The organism is Flammeovirga kamogawensis (assembly GCF_018736065.1).
In the GTDB taxonomy this organism is placed as follows: Bacteria; Bacteroidota; Bacteroidia; order Cytophagales; family Flammeovirgaceae; genus Flammeovirga; species Flammeovirga kamogawensis.
In genome coordinates, this window is record NZ_CP076129.1 from 368,748 (window position 1) to 387,173 (window position 18,426).

9 protein-coding genes are annotated in these 18,426 nt (G+C 33.2%); 3 read left to right on the top strand and 6 right to left on the bottom strand.

The annotated features are described in order from the left end of the window. Nucleotides 1-50 precede the first annotated feature (50 nt). Nucleotides 51-2,396: a TonB-dependent receptor gene (locus tag KM029_RS20475; protein ID WP_144076714.1), complete on the top strand. Its 2,346-nt coding sequence runs from the start codon at nucleotides 51-53 to the stop codon at nucleotides 2,394-2,396. Between the two features lie 403 nt (nucleotides 2,397-2,799). Then, complete coding sequence (locus KM029_RS20480; protein WP_144076715.1) at nucleotides 2,800-3,366, top strand: carbonic anhydrase; 567 nt, start codon at nucleotides 2,800-2,802, stop codon at nucleotides 3,364-3,366. Between the two features lie 150 nt (nucleotides 3,367-3,516). On the opposite strand, the gene KM029_RS20485 is transcribed toward KM029_RS20480, so the two are convergent. The 5 genes from KM029_RS20485 to KM029_RS20505 all read right to left on the bottom strand — a co-directional run bounded on the left by KM029_RS20485 (nucleotide 3,517) and on the right by KM029_RS20505 (nucleotide 13,488). After that, nucleotides 3,517-3,849 (bottom strand): hypothetical protein, encoded by a 333-nt coding sequence (locus tag KM029_RS20485; RefSeq protein WP_144076716.1) that lies wholly within the window; start codon nucleotides 3,847-3,849, stop codon nucleotides 3,517-3,519. 385 nt (nucleotides 3,850-4,234) lie between these two features. Further along, a complete protein-coding gene (locus KM029_RS20490; protein WP_144076717.1) occupies nucleotides 4,235-6,577 on the bottom strand; it encodes an Ig-like domain-containing protein in 2,343 nt (780 codons plus the stop codon). A 455-nt stretch (nucleotides 6,578-7,032) separates the two neighbouring features. Further along, nucleotides 7,033-8,655 (bottom strand): hypothetical protein, encoded by a 1,623-nt coding sequence (locus KM029_RS20495; RefSeq protein ID WP_144076718.1) that lies wholly within the window; start codon nucleotides 8,653-8,655, stop codon nucleotides 7,033-7,035. An 18-nt stretch (nucleotides 8,656-8,673) separates the two neighbouring features. Beyond that, a complete protein-coding gene (locus tag KM029_RS20500) occupies nucleotides 8,674-10,368 on the bottom strand; it encodes a RagB/SusD family nutrient uptake outer membrane protein (protein WP_144076719.1) in 1,695 nt (564 codons plus the stop codon). 21 nt (nucleotides 10,369-10,389) lie between these two features. Then, nucleotides 10,390-13,488, bottom strand: coding sequence for a SusC/RagA family TonB-linked outer membrane protein (locus KM029_RS20505; protein ID WP_144076720.1), 3,099 nt, complete (start codon nucleotides 13,486-13,488; stop codon nucleotides 10,390-10,392). A 343-nt stretch (nucleotides 13,489-13,831) separates the two neighbouring features. Here KM029_RS20505 and KM029_RS20510 point away from each other — a divergent pair, with 343 nt between their 5' ends. Continuing rightward, nucleotides 13,832-15,064 (top strand): AGE family epimerase/isomerase, encoded by a 1,233-nt coding sequence (locus KM029_RS20510; protein ID WP_144076721.1) that lies wholly within the window; start codon nucleotides 13,832-13,834, stop codon nucleotides 15,062-15,064. A 95-nt stretch (nucleotides 15,065-15,159) separates the two neighbouring features. On the opposite strand, the gene KM029_RS20515 is transcribed toward KM029_RS20510, so the two are convergent. Further along, on the bottom strand, nucleotides 15,160-18,417 hold the full coding sequence (locus KM029_RS20515; RefSeq protein ID WP_144076722.1) for a glycoside hydrolase family 2 TIM barrel-domain containing protein: 3,258 nt from the start codon (nucleotides 18,415-18,417) through the stop codon (nucleotides 15,160-15,162). Nucleotides 18,418-18,426: the final 9 nt, after the last annotated feature.

The following is an 18,426-nucleotide window of genomic DNA, read 5'->3' on the forward strand; positions in this document are numbered from 1 at the left end:
CAAATATATCTCTTTGTAACAATACAAAAAACATGATTTAAAATACCATTATGAAATCTATTTACGCTTTTCTAATTATCATTCTCTGCTGTACTTCTATACCACTTAAAGCACAAACCATACATCAAAAAATATATGGTAAAGTAGTCGATAAAAATACACGACAAGAAGTAATTGGTGTTGCAGTTTGGGTGAATACCTCAGAGAAAGTAATCTCATGTCTAACAGATGAAAGGGGAAATTTTGAACTTAATGTGCCTATTGGTCGACATGATGTTTTCTTTAAACTGATTGGTTATACTCCTTATATGGCTAAAGAAATTATTATAAACAGTGCTAAAGAATACCAGTTAAATGTTGCCTTAACAGAAGAAACCACTGTACTTAATGAAATAGAAGTCACCTACGTTTCTAGTAAAGATGAAACCAACAATACAATGGCGTTTGTTAGTGGACGAAAGTTTACTGTAGAAGAAACTAGTAGGTATGCAGGTGGTTTTGATGATCCTGCCCGACTGGCTTCTTCATTTGCTGGTGTTGCTGGAGGAACTGGTAATAATGGAATGGTTGTAAGAGGTAACTCTCCAAAAGGTATGCTTTGGAGGGTTGAAGGTGTTGATATTCCAGATCCTAATCACTTATCTAACATCATTGCTTTTGGCGGAGGAAGTGTTACTGCACTAAGTAATCATGTTCTCGATAACTCTGATTTTTATACAGGTGCTTTTGCAGCAGAATATGGTAATGCATTAGCTGGTGTTTTTGATTTGTCATTAAGGAATGGTAGTACAGACGATTATGCTTTTGCCACACAAGTTGGAATTAATGGAATTGATTTAGCTGCAGAAGGTCCGTTTAAAAAAGGTTCTGATGCCTCTTTCCTATTTAATTATAGGTATTCAACTTATGCTTTACTTAGCCCGATCCTACCACCTGAAATGGGCTTTCTAGGGTATCAAGATCTTTCTTTTAAAATAAATATTCCCACCAGTAAAAAAGGTACTTTAAGTATTTGGGGTGTTGGCGGACAAGACACCCAACATAGAGCTGCTGAAAGTGACTCTTCTAATAGAACTTTTGAAGAAGCTGATATTAGTTTTAAAACAAATATACTTTTTGGTGGCACTGGTATTAATTACCAACATACTATTAATGAGAGTGGATATTGGAAAACTTCACTTTCAGCATCAGGTAATAGTATGTTTTGGAAAGAAGGACGATTGAATACTGAAAATATACTTGAAGAAAGAGATGACTTTGAAAATACACAATGGAACCTAGCACTAAATAGTTACATAAATTATCAGTTTGGAAAAAAGCATACCAATAGAACAGGTTTTACAGTTAAGCAATTGCATTATACAATTGATATGAATCAAGCAGATGATTATGGTGAGCCAATGTATAATTTTGCTAGTGGCACAGGAACTAGTTATTTATTACAAGGGTATACGCAATCACAATTTAATCTGGGCAATCATTGGACTTTAAATGCTGGGTTACACCTTCAATATTTTGATATCAATAAAGAAATTTCTTTTGAACCACGTGTTGGTGCACGCTACCAAATTAATCCTTGGCATGGCATAACTTTAGGCTATGGTTTACACAGTCAGATAGAACAGTTGCATTATTATATGCTTCCTGTTACTGATAATGAAGGTACAACCACCTACCCTAATAATGATTTAGGGTTTTCTAAAGCTCATCATTTTGTAATTGGTTACGATTGGAATATTTCCGAATCTTTGCGATTTAAATCCGAAGTTTTCTATCAACACTTATTCAATATACCTGTGGTTGATGGAAGTTATTTCTCTATGCAAAATATTACCAATGAATGGTACATTCCTTTCGGGTTGGAAAATAAAGGAACAGGCAGAAATGTGGGAATTGATTTAACCTTAGAGCAATTTATAAAAAATGGTTTTTACTTTCTTACAACTGCTTCAATTTTTGATTCCAAATATAAAGGCGGCGATGGTATTGAAAGAGATGCTATTTTTAATAAGAACTATGTAGTTAATTTCCTTGCAGGAAAGGAATGGAAAGTGGGTAAAGAGAAAAACAATACTTTTAGTATGAACGGGAAAATAACATTTATGGGAGGCGATAGAAAACATCCTTTAGATGAAGAAGCAAGTAATGCGACTGGTGAAATAGTGTATGATTATCAAAATGCTTATGGAGAACAATACCCCAGTAATCAGATATTAAGTATGAGCTTCCTGTACCAAAGAAATAAACCAACGCATACTTCTTTATGGACTTTCCAAATAATAAATGCATTAGGAAACCCTGAGTATTTTGGATATACCATGACCAAAGAAGGAAAAATAGAAGAAAATACAGATACTTTAGTATTACCTAACATTGCTTATAAAATTATTTTTTAAAAGAAAATAAAATACAAAAAACTGATTATCAATATCTTTCTGTTATTATCATATACAATACTATTTTATTTCTAATTTTTTATTCAAAAAGATGAGTACAAAACAAAACTCCACTCTTTTACTGATTAGAAACTATACTTAATCATATAGAGAATAAAGGGATAAAAGCATTTTATAGAAATAGATTTTTAATAGTTAAATGATTAGATACGGGGTAAAACCCGCTTATTGCTAGTTTTCAGTTTAGAGTTTATTTTACGTAAACATGGTTTAAAGCATCAACTTTCTAAGTAGATGCTTTTTATTTTTCTATTTTTTATTTTTCTATTTTTTATTTGATAATAATTATTCAATAAATTATCTTCGGATGTTTTGAATTTACATAACTTTAAAAGACTAAATTATGACACAATCACAAATTATTGATAGCCTTGTAGCTGGAAATGAGAAATTTGTTGCTGATAAAGCAGAAGGCGGTTTAAGAAATGAGACAAGAAGAAACGAACTTGTAACTGGACAAAACCCTGACACAATTGTGTTAAGCTGTGCAGATAGTAGAGTTGTTCCAGAACTTGCTTTTGATAAAGGTTTAGGTGAATTGTTTGTTGTACGTGTTGCAGGTAATATTGCAAATACAGACAGCATCGCATCAATTGAATATGCTGTAGCTCACCTTGGTTCTCAAGTAATTGTTGTTTTAGGTCATCAAAGTTGTGGTGCAGTAACTGCTGCTGTAAATGGTGGAGATAACGGTTACAACCTAAATCACTTATTATGTCAGATTACTCCAGCTGTTGAGGCTTCTGAAAAAGGTGCTGACGTAAACGATGTAGTGAAAAAGAATGCAGAATTAAATGCAGAAGAGTTAACAAAGAGATCTAACATCATTGCTGACGCTGTTAATAGCGGAAAAGTAAAAGTTGTACCTGCATACTACAACCTTGATTCTGGTAAAGTAGATTTCTTATAGGAAACACCTACATTTCTACTAAAGAATAATACAAAAAATCCATCTTCTATTTTCTTAGAAGATGGATTTTTTTTGTGATCACCTCTAAACTTTAGGTCAGTAAATTTACTTTTAACTTCCAATTATTATGCTTTTATAATTTTCAATTGTTTATTGATTTAAAGTTTCTTCTTTTAGCCAGTCCTTGATAACATCATATAAGGAAATTGAATCAACTTCTATTTCGCTTCTAAAATAATTATAATTTATTATAGATTTTTCTTTTTTAAAATCTATAATTGTAGAGTCGAATCCAAATTCGTAAACATCAATTTTAGAAGATAATACGAGCTCAATATTTTCCTTTATTTTCTTTAAATATTTCACTCCCAAACCTCCCGCTTCTTTTGAAAGAGTCAGACTTAATTCACAAAGCATATAATGTTTACCTGTCATCGTAATATCAAAAGAATATTTCTTTCCTATTTCATATAAATCTGCCATTCTATAAATTTTCTTATTAGGGGTTAATTGTTTCTATATCATCAATATAATTCTATCTTGAATATTCCTACTATTTTTTTGACGTCTGTTGGATCAATACATCATTTCTTATTGCAAATTCTACTCCGTTTAGGGTTCAAGTATACAAAAAAAGAGGAACACCGTATAACGATGCCCCTTCTGAATTTACTTTTTTAATTGAGATACGAATTACCCAAAACCAAGTTTAAAATAAATTTAACTTTAGGGTTTACACTCGCTTGAAATGTAATTAGTAATTAAGAATGTTTTTTGTCTCTTCTTGAATGTTATGGATAACACCAAGTTGAAACGGAATGTTGGCGGGCGCTATAAAATTATAACGCCCTTTAAAAACTCTATTCTATTATTCGATAATTAATTTCTTAGATGTATTTACGTTATCACCAATTAATTGAATGATATACAAACCTTTATCTACTGCTAATTCTGATTTAGAAATTGCTACAGATTTTTGGTCATTTACTTCTGAAGAGAAAACTATTTTTCCACTTAAATCAATAATATTCACTTTACCATTCATGTTCTGACCAAAATTGATCATTAATAGTCCCATTGTATATGGGTTAGGATAAATGCTAATTTCTTGTTCTAATGCAACATAGTTATCTAACTTTCTTGACGAAGACCCAACTTCTTCCCATACAAATACTTCTGCATTATTTACTGATGAAGCATCAGCATTCAAAGCATTAGAAGATGATGAATTTACAGACCAATAGTTACCGTTTATTTTCGACTTAACAATAATACCATTTCCACTTAGTTCAATAGTATATTTTTGTCTTTCAAAAACACCTGACGCACCACATTTAACCGCATTATTAGAAGCAGTTGTTACATATTTATTTGTAGCTACAGACTGTAAACCTAAATAACCGTTGGCATCTACAACTCTAAATTGTTCTTTTGTACTTACAGAAGATTGCGTTCCTTGTAATGCTGTACCAGAACCAGTATTTACTGTTACATAATTACCTGCATTTGTTATTAAAGAAATTACTTGACCAACTTCTGGTAATGCTCCATTTCCTCCACCTGTAGATGTTGAATTAACTGTAATTGTACAAACTGCTTGTTTTGCTCCATCTGCAGTTGTAACACGTACTGATGTTGTACCTTCTGATAATGCCGTAACTAAACCATTATTGTTTACAGAAGCAATAGTATTATTTACTACACTCCAAGTAACGGCTTTGTTTGTTGCATTAGACGGTAAAACAGTAGCTGACAATGATTGTGTATCTCCTTCATTTAAAGTGATTGATGATGAATTGATAGTAACTCCAGTTACTGCAACATCAGAAGGACCTTCATTACCTCCATCTCCACCATCAACTTCTACCAAAGTAAAGTTATCACAATATGCTTGACCTTGAGACCAGAACCAAATGCGGTAAGTCTCTTCTGCTGCACCTGTAGTTAACGTAATTTCACCTTGAGTATAAGATGTAGATGTAAATTCGTAATTCTGAATAAACTCATTTGTAGATGCTTTGTTTACACCCATAAATGCATTTGTTCCTGCAGCACCGACTTTAGCATAACCACCTACTTTATACGTTGTATTTGCTTTTAGTGTAACCACCTGTGCAATACTTGCATTATCAATTGTTCCTGCTTTTGTACCTGATTGTGCATTGTTATTTACTACAGAAGTATTACCATAACTTGCATCCCAATTTGTAAGATCTCCAGTTTCAAAACTTGGGTTTCCAATTACACCAACACCTAAACTTGGAGGTGGAGGAGTTACCTCATCTGATTTTAACCAAACACGTACGTAATCTACATACATTGTTGTAGGCATGCCAGAAAGTTTTGCTGCAGCTTGAGGATCCGTTTCTGGATTAACTGCATTATTTCTATTATCATAGAACTTTACAAAAGGTTTTCTTAGTCCTAAAGATAATGTTACATTCATTGGTCTATGCCAATAAGTATTTGGCTTTCTGCCTCTTTCAACCCCATCTACATACCAAATAATTTCTTGTTCGTTTACTTCACAACCGTAAATATGGTAATCTTCTGTAGGATCCCATGGTGCTCTCCATTTATTTAATTGTTCTTCTGGGTAAGCTTTAGGGCGTCTCCAAACTCCCTCCCCATTTTGTTTCACTACAGCGTGCAAGTTCAAATCCATATCTTGGATATCATCTTGATGTCCTTCATACCAATCAAACTGTTGTAATTCTACAACATCAATTTCACTGTACACTGTTTTTCCTTCTCCTACAGAATAGTCAAAGTTACTGTACAACCAGAAAGATGGACAAACACCTTCTCCGATATCAGCTCCTTTAATTTTTGCTTCAAAGTAACCATATGTAAAAGTGTTGTACGTTTTTAAAATACCTGATTTAAAAAACGTATTTCCATCATTCGCATTGTTAGGATTCTGACGCATAGTTAACTCTGCCACACCGTTGTTTATTACAACATTCTGAGCATTATCCCATTTCCATGCAGTAGTGTTCGGTAAATTACCCGAACGAATCCATTTTGCCCAATCTGGTGATGAACCATTGAATTCATCAGATGCATTCCATTTAATAACCCATTCATCTGTTGCGTTTTCAGTTTTCAGAGGTTTCTGAGCACTTGCTGATCCAATGATCAACAAACTCATAATCCCTGTTACGAGGTGTTTTAGAAAGTTAGTTCTAAAAGATTGTCTTGGTGATTTCATACTTTATTTAATTATAGTTGGTTTATTTAAAAGATCTAGCTGATCGATCTTTAAAGCACATGAGAAACGGCACAGGCTGTTTAAAGTGTTTATTTTAAGTGATTCTTCCCCTTTGATAAAATTTGTATATACATACTATTTTATCATTTCGTCATTTAATAATAAGTTGATTAAATATTCTGTTTGCTTTTACTCATATGCTTACTGCAAATTAGTACTCAAGCGCAGTCAATTATTCCTCTAAATTACCCCACAGTAAGACTAATTTATCAAAAGTATTTACTACACTTATATTTGTCGATATACAATAAACTGGTCTTAATGAAACAAAAAAGAGGTACTACCTTCCAATGAAATAATCATTTTCTAGTAGTACCAATTTTATATACTTAGCACCTGCTGGTTGTTCTAAAAAACTTAGATAGGCATGTGTTAAGCTTGATTTAGTTAAGTTGTTAAGGTCTTGGATTCCATCTAGACACTACAATGTTATCTATATAGATTGTAACGTTTTCAGAACCAGTTTGTGCAACTTTAATTCCCATATGGAAAGGAGCATTACCTGGATCTACCGTTACTACGTCCGTTAATTTTCTCCATTCTCCTTCTACAGTTCCTCCAATAGGATGCGCTTGTTCTGCACCACCAGCACCCCACATTACATGCATTCTCATATTAGAGAAGAATTGATTAGGAACAGTTGGATCTGTTACTCCACCATTATTTTCAACAAAAATATCGAAAGCAATTTGTAACTTATTCGACCCTTCAGCTTCGTATTGGAACTTTTGGAATTCACCTAAAATTGTAGGTTCGATAATAGATGCATTACCCCAAGGGCCTGCTCCATTATATGGATTAACAGAGATTTTTAAACTTGTCATTCCATCAGTTGCTTTTTCAGTAGATTTTGTTAGTGTATTGGTGAAATCACCACCTAACCAACCAGTACGACCTGCAACCCATGTTACTGCACTGTTTTCCATACTGTAATCAAAATCTTCTTCAGCCAATAAATTTACTTCTTTTATTGATAAAGTTTCGTCTGTAAATTGAGAAACTAGTGCAGCATCTTGTGTTGCTAATTTAGTTCCTGTGTAAGATACAGTAACCATATCATCACTGTATATCATGTCATCCACTAACTTAATGATTACTACACTTAAATCATTTGGATTTAACTGTACAGACTCTATTTCAGTTGTTACAGTAGAACCGCCACCTGAAGTGATGTTCACTACAAAATCTTCGGCAGATAAAGTAGCTGCATCTAAACCTCTAGAGAATACTAAATTTGTATTTCTGTCTAAATCGTTTGTAACTGCATCTAGTGTAACTGGCTCATCAGAACGTACACACTTTACAAATTGAGTAACTAAAACAGTATCTGTACTGAATGGAGATGGTCTTGTAAAAGTTGGTGCAATACTGTATACTTTATCCAGCGTAACAAACTTCATATCAAAAGTGTTGTTTGCAACATCTTCTTCTAATAATTGAGCTCCATCAAAGAAACCTGCTATTACAGATGGTCCACCTTCAGCAGTATATTTAAACCTTAATACACTACCAAATGGTATTTCTGTTGGTGTTTCAGTTGATAAAGGAATATCATCACCCACTTCACCAGTAGCAGAAAGTAGATTGGCCATTAGTGATGTAATTTGTACTGATGGTAAAACAGTTACAGTAATTGTAGTATCAATAATATTAGTACCACGGTTTATTGTTTCTGTTCCTACATAAGCTTCACCGTTAAACTCTTGATGTAATTTTACATCCCAAGTTCCTACTTTGTTAAAGAAACCTCTTACTTGAGCTTCTAAAGGATTACCTTCAACAACAATAGAACTATCTTCTGGGAAGATCCATTCTCTTGTTGAGATTCCTTGAGATACATCTGCAAAATCAATATGTTGACCTATATTGATTGTATTCTCATTACTTTCCTGAGATACCTTAATTATACTATGATTAGGTGTAATTAACTCAGGCACATTCATTTCTGTTCCACAAGCACCAAAGACAAAAAGTGCAATGGCAAATATGTAACTATATTTACTTAGTCTCGATTGCATAATCAAAATCGTTTAATTTTATAAAGCTTCGTTTGCTTGAATTTCTGCTGCTGGGATTGGGAAATAATCGTGTTTCTCAGCTACATAAAAATTATAGTTATTTACAAAGTCAGGACGAATTCTTGCCTGAATGTAAAGTGGAGCTCTGCTTGGATCAGGACCTCTTTCTATTCTTACTACCTCATCTTCATGATGCTGAGTAAAAACACTTTTTACAATTCCCCATCTTACTAAATCTCTCCATCTAGAATTTTCAAAAGCTAATTCAGTTGGTCTTTCAACCATTCTAATGTGAGTTCTAATATTATCTACTGTTGCAGAAACTTCTGGACGTGTACCATAAAGATCTTTACTAACATGTAATTGAGGTATCGTTCCGTTAGCATTAATATAATCTTGTAATGTAACTACACCAGCACGAGTTCTAACTTTATCTATATATTCTATAGCTGTTACAATATCGCCTTTACCTTCTAAAACTGCTTCAGCATACATTAAGTATACATCAGATAAACGGAATTGCTTGTAATTAATAGACGATCTCCATTCTGGATCTTCAAGATCTTGGTGGTACCAGTTAGAGTACTTTTTAATGTAACTACTTTCTCCAAATGCCCATCTTCTACCTACTTCTGCTTTTAATTCTGCAGTTGTTTTATTGTAGTATAAACCTTCCGCATCAATACCAGCTAAAGTTGCAGTATATCTAGAAGAATGTGCTGTTGAGTTTGCTACAGAATCTGCTGTCATTAACTCATGCATAAAGTAAGTTGGCATAATCATTTGCCATCCACCTAAAGAGTATGGTCCGTAAGTTCTTGACATACCAGTTGATTCACCACCAGAGTTGTTAGGATCATCATCTGTCATATCTGCATTTGCAGTACCAGGGTTGATAGAACCATCATAAGGAACTTCAAAAATAGACTCCGAGTTAAAAGCTATATCACCTCTAAAGTTATCCATAAAGTTAGGTACCAAAGTATATAGACCAGAATCTATTACTTTTTTAAATTCTGCAGCTGCCATATCCCAATCCTTATTATAAAGATATGTTTTACCTAATAATGTAATTGCGGCTCCACGTGCTACACGACCTAATTGTTGACTTTCTAACACAATAGGAAGGTGCTCTATTGCATACTCTAAATCAGGGAAAATTACTTGTTCCTGAACTTCAGCCATTGTAGATAAAGGTACATTATGGTTGTTCGTCTTAGAATCTAATTTAATGATCGCCTTACCATAAGTATGAATCAAATTGAAGTAATAGAAAGCTCTTAAAAATTTTGCTTGTGCAACAATTTCAATTTTTCTTTCGTCTGATAATGCTTCCATTGTTGGAATATTATCAATTACTTGATTTGCTCTAAAAATACCTGTGTATAATTCTGCCCAAGTACCTAATACAGCATGCTCATTATCTGCAGTTGTAAATTCTGTAAAACTGAAATGACGAGTCCAATCATTAGTACCTGCAATATCACTTTTTGCCATTTCAAAAGTAAGGTTACCCCCACTAATACATGGAAATTGTAGTGCAGCATATACTGTAGTTAAAGCAGCTTCTGCATCTCCTTCTGTTTTCCAAAATGTATCTTCTGTAATCGCATTTGGATTAACCTCTGTTAAAAACTCATCTGGATTACACCCCGACATTAGTAAGCTTCCTGCCACCAATGTTGTTGCTATAATTTTATTAAAAGTATTCATATTATAAATTCTTTCTCTTTATTAGAAACTAATTTGCGCACCCACCAAGAATTGTCTTGTTACAGGGTAATTTCCACGGTCAACACCTCTTAGAGATAGTCCGTCTCCACCAACTTCAGGATCGTAACCAGTGTAGTTTGTGAAAGTGAAAGGGTTAACAGATGATACATAAAGTCTAGCTTTTGTAATACCTGCTTTCTCGCCAATTAGTTTACCAAAGTTATAACCTAATGTCATAGTTCTGATACGGAAATAAGTACCATCTTCTACCCATAGATCTGAGTAAGATCTTACATTTTCTGATTGTCTATCTAAAGAAATTGGAGTATTTGATGCTGAGTTTTGTGGACTCCACATACCTACTAATTCAGAATGTCTACCTTCTGCGTAAGCATATAATCTTGATCCGTTAATAATTTCAGCACCATGAGAATAGTAACCTTGGATATAGAAATCAAATCCTTTGTACTCGAAGTTACCAGAAATACCAGCTTCAAAATCTGGAAGACCAGAACCTGCATATTGTCTATCATTATCATCAATTACACCATCTTCGTTGTAGTCAACAAATCTAACATCTCCTAAACGAGCATTCGGATTTAATGCTTCTTGATAAGCTGCTAACTCCTCTTCTGTTTTTATAATTCCGTCTGTTTTCACTAAGAAGAAAGATGCTGCCTCATGTCCTACAGCCATAAATGTTGTATTATCCATCCAGTTGTGCGTTAATGATGGTCTACCACCTGCATAACCTCTGTCAATACCATTTAAGTTTGTAATCTCGTTTTGGTTTTTAGTAAACGTTGCACCAATACTATAACTAAAGTCAGACTTTGTTTTATGATTATAGTTTAATGAAAGTTCAATACCTCTGTTCACCATGTTACCAGCATTCACAGTATAAGTTCTATACTGTACTAATTCTGCTTGTCTACGTGTAACGTTCGCACCAGCAGATAAAGGTAATTGTTGACCAAGAATCATATCTTGCTTGTCGTTCTCATAGATATCAGCAGTAAACTGAATCTTGTTTTCAAAGAACGCTAAATCAATACCAATGTTTTTGGCAATACTTGTTTCCCAAGATAAATCTGGGTTAGCAAATCTTCTTTGTGTTAAACCTGGCGTTAATGTTCCAGAAGCACCGTATAAATAGTTCACACCACTTTCAATAACTGGGATAGAAACGTAAGGGTTGTTTCCTACTCTATTGTTACCTAACTGTGCATAACTTGCTCTCACTTTAAAGCCATTCATAAAACCTACGTTCCAGAATTCTTCCTCATCAATATTCCATCCTAAAGATACACCTGGGAATACCTCATATCTGTTATTAGCAGAGAACTGAGAAGTACCATCACGTCTTAATGAAACTGAGAATAAATACTTACTCTTATAGTTGTATTGTAATCTACCCATCATACCAACTAATGCGTTCACATTTCTTCCACCAGTTGGGTTACTAGTTTCTGCTGCTGCTCCTAATACTTGAATATCGTTGTTACCGTTTATTGCATGTGCAACTCCAATTCCAGAGAACTCATTTGTAAACTGCTCCATAGAATAAGTTGCAGTAACATTTAAGTTGTGATCGCCAAAAGACTTGCTGTAGTTTAGTACATTTTCTAAAGTAAATCTGTTGTTCCAAACATAACCTTCGTCTAAACGTGCTTGTGGTCTAGATGAACCTGGACTATAGTTTCCTGCTGCATCAAATACAATATATTTAGGTTGAAATTGCTTACGCTTAGAGTTGTAGATGTTACTACCTGCTCTTAATTGATAAGTAAATCCTTTAAAGAATTCATAAGAAGCATTAAACGCTAAATTTAATCTATTGATGTTCTCTTCATCAGTATTCGATAAAATACCTGATAAATAACTGTACGTAATTTCGTTTTGATCTGGCACCTGAATAATATCTCCATTTGTTGGAAGATCTTGAATTGGTGTACTCCAAGGTTTCTGACGAATTGCGTTTTCATAAATTGCCCAAGGCTCTCTCTGACGAGTTTCGTTTTGGAAACCAACAGATGCAAACATTTTAAATTTATCTTTATTTATACTACCCGTTAAACGTGTAGCCATACGCTCATAACCAGAGTTAATAATTACACCTTCTTGATTAAAATAGTTCACGTTTGCATTTACCTGTAAACCACCTTTTCCTGAAGATACGTTCAATTCATAATTCTGAATTGGTGCATTATCGTTTTGAATAGCACCAACAAAATCTGTATTATTTTCTAATGCTCTTGGGTTAACTGCTAAAACAGAAGAAGGAATACCTCTTGCTTCAGATCTTACTTCATCATAGTAAAACTGTTGGTGTGTATCCATTAATTCAGTTCCTGAAGTAATGTTTTGTACACCACCCCATGCTGTAAAATCAACTTTTACTCTTCCTGGGTCACCTGTTTTTGTTGTAATAAGAATTACACCGTTAGATGCTCTTACACCGTAAACAGCAGCAGAAGCACCATCTTTAAGAATATCAATAGTTTTAATCTGGCTTGGTGCAATATTAGGGTTACCTTGATAAGGAATACCATCTACTACATATAATGGTTCTCTTGAACCTGCTAAAGAACCAACACCTCTAATTTGAATGTTAGCTGGCTCACCAGGAGCACCACTTGCAGCCTGAACATTTACACCTGCTACCTGACCTTGTAAAGCATTTGCTAAATCTGCAGAAGGTGTTTTACTAATCGTTTCTGATGTTACATTATTTACAGCACCAGTTACTTCTTTTCTTTTCTGTTCACCATAACCAATTACAACAATCTCATCAAGTAGTTCTAAGTCGGGTTTTAAATCAACATCAATTGTAGATTGCTTATTAACAACCTTTTCTACTAAAATATAACCAACATAGTTATAAACTAGTGTTACACCAGCAGGAACGCTGATAGAATAAATACCATTGATATCTGAAACAGTACCATTAGTAGTTCCTTTAACAAAAACGTTTACACCTGGAAGAGGTTCTCCCTCCCCTGTGATAGTACCTTTTATGACTGTCTCTTGGGCAAAAGCTAACCCCGAGTATATCATTAGTATTGATACTAAAACTAGTTTCTTAAGCTTTGTACGCTGCAAAAAATTTAGTCTTTTCATAAATTGAATTTTAAAAAACAAGGAATAACTACTGTAGAGAGCTTAGAATAGTTTGTTTTAAGTGTAGTTATTCTTTGTGAGATTAAACAATCATAGTTTCTACCGTAACCATGTATTACAATATTATGCATATAGACACTCGATTTATGTGTAATAATTACCCTTTAGTTGCACTCAATTATCTTAAGTAGTTTGGTAGGTTAATTTTGAATTAGTCTGAGGTATTTTTCACTTACAATCAAACGTTTATTCTTTATTTTATCGATACAAAAAAATAGGTATTGACTTGACGAAATTGAAGTGTACTTTTGTAAAAAATAAACTACTATCAATTTTATATTACATGATTAAAATTTTAAAATTCATCTTCATTGCATTTTGTTTAATTTCTTGTCAAAACAATCAGAAAAATGAAGTAACTAAAGGTGATAAATACGTGGTATCAAATAACCTCATTCATTTTTTTATTAATTATGCTTGGAACGATTCTATTGGAACATTTTATTCTGAAATTGACAACGAAGGAAAGGTAGTTTCTGATAAAATTTATACTGTTGCAAGTAGTAGATTGATCTATGGATTAGCCTATGTATCTAAAAGTAATAAGGACTATTTAAGAAAAGCAATACGTACCTTTCAGTTTCAAAAAAACCATTTGATTGGCAGTAATGAGCATGGCAATTATTCACTTTCTTATGCTAATGAACCTACTCCTACTTCTTTTGATGTTTGGCAACAAGCTTACGGTCTTTGTGGTATAACTGAATTATATCGAAACTCAAAAAATGATGAAGTAATATCTACAATTAACAGTTTACATAAAGGCTTTATCAATAAATTTAGAGACCCAATAAATAAGGGTTTTTGGGGAGAATTTAAAGAAGGAAAAGGGGTTTCGGGATCAAAATCTTTACAATCTTTATTGTACCCTATGACTGCCTATATGATTAACCTTTGGAATGCAGATAATTTGCATAAAACAAACTATGAACATCAATTGGCTGAAAATATTGATTTATTATATCAACATGGTTGGAATGAGAAAACATCTTGGGTAAATGTAAAATTTAATGATGATTGGACAGTTCAAAAAACTGAAAATGGAGATTGTAATTTCACGGTAACGCCTGGTCATAATTTCCAATTGGCCGCATTACTTTTACGAGCAGCTTCCTTAAATTTTTTAAGTGATGAAAATAAAGCAAAATATCAATCTTTAGGTAAACATATTATTGATGTCACTTTGCAAAAAAACATTTTCCATGTTGGTGAAATTGGTAATGGGTTTTACTCAGAAGTTAACCCAAATACAAACAAAATTATTGATACTAGAAAAACGTGGTGGCAACATGCTGAAGCTATTATTGCATTATCATTATACGAAGAAAAATACGAGAAGGAACAAAAGGACTTAGAGAAATTTTTCTATAAAACTTTTACAGATCGTATTGTTGGTGGGGAATATTTTTATGTAACTGAGAACAACAAACCAATTACTACAGAACTTAAAGGTAGTATTGGAAAATCTACCTATCATACTATTGAAATGTTACGCTTCATAACAAAAAAACAATAGTATTCTATTTATCTATTTCTATCCTGACAAAAATAAAAAAGGAGGCACTTAACGTACCTCCTTTTTTGTATCACTACTATAAATATCTACCAATATTAAAATTCTTTTTGCTGATTTCCTGTACTAGGACCAATACTAAATGCAAAAGTATAATTTCCAGATTTAAGTCTGTATTGCGGTAATGTATAAGACAAAGTCCCTCCTAAACCTGTTTGCATTAAATCTATATTTAACGTGTAAAAGTTTTCTTCTTTAAGATCATAAGGATGGTCTGCATTGTCTATGTTTTCTGCAGTGTATGGCCATACAGAAAAATTGAATTTTGGGCTTCCATTTATTTGAATTCCCTTGTGTTTTTTATTCTCTATTTTTAACCAAGACACATCCGTTCTGTTCCCATTTTCTTGTGGGTAAACATAATTATAGAACAGTTGTTTTGTCTCAAATTTATATTCATCCATTTCAACAGCTCTTTTTCTATCACTGTATGATTCAAAGGGACCATTTCCGTAATACAATGTATTTATTAGTTTTTTGCTAATTCCCATTGTTGCCCCAAAACGGATCATATCACTTAATTCTGTTGATGCAAATAATTCCATTTCTACATCAATAACTTTATTTTTATTTATACGGTACTGTGTTATTAATTTTATAGAATTAGGAAATAATTTTGTCACTTTTACCATACACATTTCTGTAGAATTTTTCACTAATTCTACTTTAATTTCTGTTGCTTTATCTTCTAATCCTTTCCATACCTTTCTAGAACCTACCATCATTTTATTACTCTGACCTCTTTTATCATTATCAATTGAAGGTCTACTAAAATTAGCTTTTAATGGAGATAAAATATGCTCCTCTCCATCTAATTTGTATGATGTTAATCTTCCTGTTTTTTTAGATATAGATGCTGATAAACCTTCTCCAGAAATATTAAATGCATCGGTTGCTACATTTAGAACAAGTTTTACATTTTCTAAACTAGCTTCATGATCTACCTCCTCACTACGAGCTTTTAAAAGTAGTTGTGTTTTTGCCACCTCATAACCAGCTTCTGCCCAAAAATTTGCACTTTTTTGATGAAGACTAATACGTAAATAATAGTCTGCTGATGGTATAAAGTTAACTTCACCATAAGGGATTTTTAATACTTTAGAAGTTCCTGCTGGAATATCAAATTCTTCTAAACTACCTTCTTTCATCACTTTACCATTTGCAGAAAGTGTCCACTTAAGCGAATACTGATTTAAGTTATTTTCGATTAATCTATTTAAAACTGAAACGGTCCCTTCTTCTGAATTTACTAAATTAATCTCTGCCGGTTGATTCACAAACTTTGCTTCAAATGCATGAGGGTGTGGTTTTAAATCTGCAGTGAATAAGCCATTGATACAAAAATTAGAATCGTTTGGTTTATCACCAAAATCACCACCGTAAGCAAAAAACTTTTTACCATCAGGTCCAACTTTTTCAATACCTTGATCTCTAAAATCCCAAATAAATCCTCCTATGAGATTTGGACGTGCTCTTATTTCATCCCAAAATTCACCTAAACCACCTACAGAATTACCCATAGCATGCATATACTCACACATTATTACAGGTCGGGTAATGTGTTTGCTTGTTCCTAAATTAACTAACTGATCCAAATTTGGGTACATTCTACTTACCACATCTACCCAAGCTTTATCATTTGGATTGGCCATTGCATCCCAATTCTGTGACGAGTAACCAACATTATCACCTTCAATGTAAGCAGGATCTAATGGATCTCCTTGTGCCCCTTCGTAATGTACAAATCTTGTTGGATCAAAATCTTTAACCCACGCAGCAGCTGCTGCAAACGCTGGGCCTGTTCCAGATTCATTTCCTAATGACCATGAAATAACACTCGGCTCATTTTTATCTCTTTCTACCATTCTATATACTCTACTCATAATTGGAGCAGACCAAGAAGGTTGGAACGGAATATAACTGCCTAAATGATGACATTCAATATTCGCTTCGTCCATTATATACAATCCGTATTTATTGCATAATTCTAAGAAATAAGGATCATTTGGATAATGGGAAGTTCTTACCGCATTAAAATTAAAACGCTTTATCATTTTAACCTCCTCCTCAATATCTTCTCTCGTAATTCCTTTACCTCTTAAATGATGGTGATCATGTCTGTTAACTCCCATCAATAATGTTTCTTTCCCGTTAATTAGTAATGCATTTTCTTTACTAAAAGTTACTGTTCTGAAACCAATTTTTTGAGACCTAGATTCTATTACTTTATTATTTGCATCTACCACTGATAAAACTAAAGTATATAAATTAGGTGTTTCTGAGGTCCATTTTTTAGGACTTTTGATGTTAGCTTCAAGCAATGCAAATTTAGGAACATCTCTTGGCGGATACCTATGGTTGTATACTTTCAGAAGATTCACCTTCATTTCTTGCTCTAAAACAGGTTTGTCATTTTCATCAAACAACATGCCTGTTAAAGACATATTCTGTAACTCTTTTGGGTTATTTTTTACCCATAATTTAGGACTTATTTCTAACTTTGCATCTTTGTATTGAGCATCCAATTTTGTCTTCACATAAAAATCTTGCAAAGCAATTTTTGGTTGAGCCAATAGCATTACCTCTCTATGGATTCCTGATAATCTCCACATATCTTGATCTTCTAAATAACTTCCATCAGAATATCTAAAGACTTGTAATGCTACTTTATTTTTTCCTTTTACAACATATTCTGTAATATCGAATTCTGCTGCTAATCGAGACCCCTGACTATAACCAACTTTCTTACCATTTACCCAAATGTAAAATGCAGAAGATACACCTCCAAAATGGATAATGATAGACTCATCTTTCCATTCTGAAGGCAATGTAAATTCTTTAATGTAGCTCCCAACGGGGTTGTCCCTTTGTATTGTTGGAGGTAAAGGAGGTTGTGGTCCTTTCCAATCATATTTTAAATTGGGATCTAAAATATTTGGTGTAAAAGGATACGTAATATTCGTATAAATCGGCTGACCGTACCCTTTCATTTCCCAACTTGAAGGTACCTCAATATCATCCCATTTTTTACTATTAAAATCTTGTTTAAAAAAATCTTCAGATTTTAATGCTGCTTTCTCTACATAACTAAACTTCCACTTTCCATTAAGCGACAACATTTTCGCTTTAGTTCTGTCTCCATTTAAAGCATCTTCTTTAGAAGTAAAAGAATAACTTGGCACTCTTGCTGCTAGCTTATTTACTTCAAAAATATGCTCGTTCTCCCAATCATTCTGTTGAGCATATAATGTCAGAGACATTAAAAAAGTGGCTATTGTTATATAAATTCTAAGCATTTGTAATTT

Excerpts from the sequence above, each read along its gene's own strand:
- KM029_RS20475 (WP_144076714.1), top strand. The coding sequence starts at position 51 with ATGAAATCTATTTACGCTTTTCTAATTATCATTCTCTGCTGTACTTCT.
- KM029_RS20480 (WP_144076715.1), top strand. The coding sequence starts at position 2,800 with ATGACACAATCACAAATTATTGATAGCCTTGTAGCTGGAAATGAGAAA.
- KM029_RS20485 (WP_144076716.1), bottom strand. The coding sequence starts at position 3,849 with ATGGCAGATTTATATGAAATAGGAAAGAAATATTCTTTTGATATTACG.
- KM029_RS20490 (WP_144076717.1), bottom strand. The coding sequence starts at position 6,577 with ATGAAATCACCAAGACAATCTTTTAGAACTAACTTTCTAAAACACCTC.
- KM029_RS20495 (WP_144076718.1), bottom strand. The coding sequence starts at position 8,655 with ATGCAATCGAGACTAAGTAAATATAGTTACATATTTGCCATTGCACTT.
- KM029_RS20500 (WP_144076719.1), bottom strand. The coding sequence starts at position 10,368 with ATGAATACTTTTAATAAAATTATAGCAACAACATTGGTGGCAGGAAGC.
- KM029_RS20505 (WP_144076720.1), bottom strand. The coding sequence starts at position 13,488 with ATGAAAAGACTAAATTTTTTGCAGCGTACAAAGCTTAAGAAACTAGTT.
- KM029_RS20510 (WP_144076721.1), top strand. The coding sequence starts at position 13,832 with ATGATTAAAATTTTAAAATTCATCTTCATTGCATTTTGTTTAATTTCT.
- KM029_RS20515 (WP_144076722.1), bottom strand. The coding sequence starts at position 18,417 with ATGCTTAGAATTTATATAACAATAGCCACTTTTTTAATGTCTCTGACA.